This is a genomic window from Sulfurimonas sp. (assembly GCF_032250635.1).
Taxonomy (GTDB): Bacteria; Campylobacterota; Campylobacteria; order Campylobacterales; family Sulfurimonadaceae; genus Sulfurimonas.
Genome location: NZ_JAVVFL010000181.1, coordinates 1 through 4,424 on the forward strand (window position 1 = coordinate 1; position 4,424 = coordinate 4,424).

3 protein-coding genes are annotated in these 4,424 nt (G+C 42.3%); 2 read left to right on the forward strand and 1 reads right to left on the reverse strand.

Going from position 1 to position 4,424, the window contains the following annotated elements; translation table 11 throughout:
- Nucleotides 1-2,938: multidrug efflux RND transporter permease subunit (locus RQ763_RS09895; RefSeq protein WP_314152734.1), on the forward strand; the 2,938-nt coding region annotated here is incomplete at its 5' end.
- Between the two features lie 117 nt (nt 2,939-3,055).
- On the opposite strand, the gene RQ763_RS09900 is transcribed toward RQ763_RS09895, so the two are convergent.
- Entirely contained in the window at nt 3,056-3,676 is a 621-nt protein-coding gene (locus RQ763_RS09900; protein ID WP_314152736.1) for a hypothetical protein, read from the reverse strand.
- A 108-nt stretch (nt 3,677-3,784) separates the two neighbouring features.
- Between RQ763_RS09900 and ilvC the strand changes: the two genes are divergently transcribed.
- Nucleotides 3,785-4,424: ketol-acid reductoisomerase (gene ilvC / locus RQ763_RS09905; protein WP_314152739.1), on the forward strand; the 640-nt coding region annotated here is incomplete at its 3' end.

The following is a 4,424-nucleotide window of genomic DNA, read 5'->3' on the forward strand; positions in this document are numbered from 1 at the left end:
GGAGACAATCTCCAAAACAGTTGCCGCACCTCTTGAGCAGGAGATAAACGGTGCAAAAGATATGCTCTACATGAGCTCACTTGCAGCAGATAACGGCTCACTAAGTATCAATATCTTTTTTGAAGTCGGAACAAACCCCGATGATGCGAAGATAGACGTAAACAACCGTGTTCAAGCGGCTCTCTCAAAACTTCCCGATCAGGTTCAAAGACAGGGTGTCCGCGTCAATGAAAAGTCGCCCGATATGCTTCAGGTTATAATCCTCAATTCGCCAAAACAGACAAGAGACGTAACGTTTTTATCCAACTATGCGCTTATGAATGTTGTTGATAGCCTAAAAAGAGTCAAGGGTGTCGGAGACGTTATTATCTTTGGCGCTAAAGATTACTCCATGCGTATCTGGATTGATCCTCTAAAGCTCAAAAAATATTCGTTAACGGTCAATGATCTTGTAGTTGCCGTGCGTGAGCAAAACGAGCAGTATGTCGCAGGAAAACTCTCTGCAGAGCCTGTTTCTAAAAGCGAGATGTTTACCTATACCATTGAGACTCCCTCAAGATTTAATGAGCCTTCTGAGTTTTCAGAGATTATTATCAGAGCAAACGAGGATGGAAGTGCACTCAAGCTCAAAGATGTAGCGACCATAGAGTTGGGTTCTCAAAGCTACGATATGAAAAACAAGCTCAACAACTCTCCTGCCGTTCCAGTTGCTGTTTTTTTACAGAGTGGAGCAAATGCGATTGAGACCGCAAAAGGGGTAAGGGAGACTATCGCTGCCATTAGCGAGAGTTTTGTTGAGGATGTTGAGTATGTGATTCCTTACGATATTACCGATTTTGTTGAGATATCCATTCAAGAAGTTATCAAAACATTTATTGAGGCGATTATCTTAGTTATTCTTATTATCTATCTCTTTTTGCAAAATTGGAGAGCTACGCTTATCCCTATTTTAGCCGTTCCCGTCTCTATCATCGGAGCGTTTGCCGGGATGTATATGCTTGGATTTAGCATCAACCTGCTTACGCTCTTTGGGCTTGTTCTGGCAATCGGGATAGTGGTTGATGATGCAATTATCGTTATAGAGAATGTCGAGAGGCACATAAAAGAGGGACTCTCGCCCATGGAGGCTTCGCTTCAGGCTATGAAAGAGGTCTCCGGTGCGCTTGTTGCCATTGTTTTGGTTCTCTCTGCCGTATTTATTCCGGTTGCATTTTTAGGCGGGCTAAGTGGCGAGATGTATAGGCAGTTTGCCGTAACCATCGTCATCTCTTTGGCTATTTCAGGATTTGTTGCGCTGACACTCACCCCCGCTTTATGTGCGCTCATGTTAAAGCCGACACACAAAGAGCCGAAGTACTTTTTTAAATGGTTTAACGCCACATTTGATTTTTTAACAAGAGGCTATACGAGTGCCGTAAAACTGACAATCAGATACACATTTTTAAGCCTGCTTCTCTTTGGCGGACTTGTCTATATAACGTACGATATGTTTGTAAACCTCAAAACCGGACTTGTTCCCTCAGAGGATAAAGGAACGGTGTTTGTCTTTAGCTATAACCCTCCGGGATCGTCTCTTAGCAGAACGGATGCGCTTACAAAAGAGATTTACGACATCGCTTCAAAAGATAAAGAGAATATAGCAAATATTGTTCAGTTTGCGGGGATAGATTTTGTAACATTTGCGCAAAGAACAAATTCGGCGGCTACCATCTTAAAGCTTCAGCCGTGGGATGAGAGAACAAGACCCGAACAGCATGCCGCCCAAATAGCAGCACAAATAAGCAAAAAGCTTGGCGCGACAAGTGACGGCTTCTCTTTTGGTGTTGTTCCTCCGCCGATTAGGGGGATGGGAGTTGCAGGCGGATTTGAGATGTATGTGCAAAACAAAACAGGCTCGGACATAAAAGAGCTACAAAAATATGTCAATGAGATTATCCAAAAAGGAAATGCAAGAGCGGAGCTAGTCGGTGTTAGAACAACGCTCAACACCAATGTGCCTAAGTACAAAATAAGCGTCGATACCGCAAAAGCAAAAGCAAAAGGGATTAACGTAGACCAGATATACCAAACGCTCAATGCAACTTTTGGAAGTTTTTATGTCAACGACTTTAATCTCTTAGGCAGAACATATATGGTCAATATGCAGGCAGAGGAATCTTTTAGAAAAAGCCCAGAGGATTTGAACAACATCTTTGTACGAAGCAAAGAGGGAGAGATGCTTCCGCTTAGCTCTTTTGTGAATCTAAAACAGACAACAAGTGCAGATTTGGTAGAGAGATTTAACCTCTTTAGCGCGGCAAAAGTAGCTGGACAAAATGCTCTTGGGTATAGCTCTGGAGATGCTCTAAGAGCCATAGAAGAGGTTGCAAACGAGGTATTGCCCGAGGGGTATGCCATCAGCTGGATAGGTACGGCGTATCAGGAGAAGCAGATAAGCAGTGCCGGAAGTTTGGCGTTTATATTTGGAATCATCTTTTTGTATCTCATCTTGGCTGCGCAGTATGAGAGATGGTTGATGCCGATATCTGTTGTTTTGGCGGTACCGTTTGGAATCTTTGGAGCGGTTGTGGCAAATAGCATGAGAGGGCTTGAAAACGATATCTACTTTCAGATAGGTATCCTTGTTTTAGCGGGACTCTCGGCTAAAAATGCGATTCTTATCGTAGAGTTTGCTGTGCAAAAAAGAGAACAAGGAATGGAGTTGGTGGATGCGGTTTTAGAAGCGGCAAAGATTCGTCTGCGCCCGATTATCATGACTTCACTTGCCTTTACGCTGGGGGTTATTCCTCTTGCAATCAGCAGCGGAGCGGGTGCTGCAAGCAGACACTCCATCGGTACGGGAGTTGTCGGAGGAATGCTAGCAGCAACTTTTTTGGCTATCGTCTTTATCCCGCTCTTTTATATTCTTGTCTCAAAGTTTGGCAAGAAAAGTAACTGAAGATTGGAGATCCGTCACTGCGAGGAGCGTAGCGACGTGGCAGTCTAATAGAGTGTTAACAAAAAGAGAGATTGCCGCGCTTCGCTCGCAATGACAAAATGACTGAAAATCTAGAAGCTAAAGAGCCTTAAAAAACTCTGCAGCTTCTAGCTCATCATCATTTAAACTCTCTTTTGCAAAATCCTCATCTTCTGTAATCAACCTCTTTACCTCTGTTTGGCAATAGTTAAAAAGAGTATCTCTTGCATCTTCTAGGTTTGAGACAAATCCAAGACCGCTAAACTGGTAAGGATCTTCCTGCTCTATGCAGATAAGAGTTCCATCACACTCTTTTTCAAGAAGCTCAACGAGTGTTCTGTAGTTGATATTAAACTCAGCGGCATGCCACCCTATATCTTCCATCTCTTTTGTGCTAAACTCATCAACACCGTCCGCGGTAGTGTCGTCGTATGTAGCTCTTATGGTATTAAACCCTATAATTTCCTGCCAGTTTGAAAAAGCCTTTATTAAAACTCTGTTATCGTCCTCAACAACCTGATATTTACTGCCAAGAGCCTCACTGAGAGCAACATTTGCGTTCGGAGTGCCTATGTAGATTAGGATGTCATCTGTCGTAAATGGCTCGTTACAGACTCTACCATTAATATCTATGCCAAAAGTTTTTTTTGCATCAATAGCTTCTTGCAGACTATTTTTATCGACTGTAATGATTTCTTTGAAAAGATTAAATTTTTTCATAAATATTCCTCTATTTTTCCTGACATTATAAAAGTTTTTGCTTTATTCTAGTATAATGCCAAAAAAATTTTAAGCATTTAAGCTTAATATAATACCTAAGGAAAACAAATGGCATTAACTGTTTACTACGACAAAGATTGTAATATCGAACTTATCAAAAGCACAAAAGTTGCAATGATAGGATTTGGCTCTCAGGGGCACGCACATGCGGAAAACTTAAGAGACAGCGGTGTTGAAGTAGTTGTTGGTTTAAGAAAAGATGGTTCTTCATGGGCAAAAGCTGAAGCAAAAGGCTTTAAAGTTATGACGGTTGGTGAAGCTTCTGCTGCGGCTGACTTGGTTATGATTCTTTTACCTGATGAAAATCAATCAGAAATATACAAAAATGAGATTGAGCCAAACCTAAAGCAAGGTGCAACTATCGCATTTGGCCACGGTTTTAACATCCACTACGGAAGAATTCACCCAAGAGCTGATATCAACGTAACTATGATTGCTCCAAAAGCTCCTGGACACACTGTTAGAAGCGAATTTGTAAGAGGCGGCGGTATCCCAGACCTTATCGCTATCGGACAAAACCCAAGCGGAAAAACTAGAGAGTTAGCGCTTTCTTACGCTTCTGCAATCGGCGGCGGTAGAACTGCAATTATCGAGACTACATTTAAAGATGAGACTGAGACTGACCTTTTCGGAGAGCAGGCTGTTCTTTGCGGTGGTGCTGTTTCACTAGTTCAAGCAGGTTTTGAGA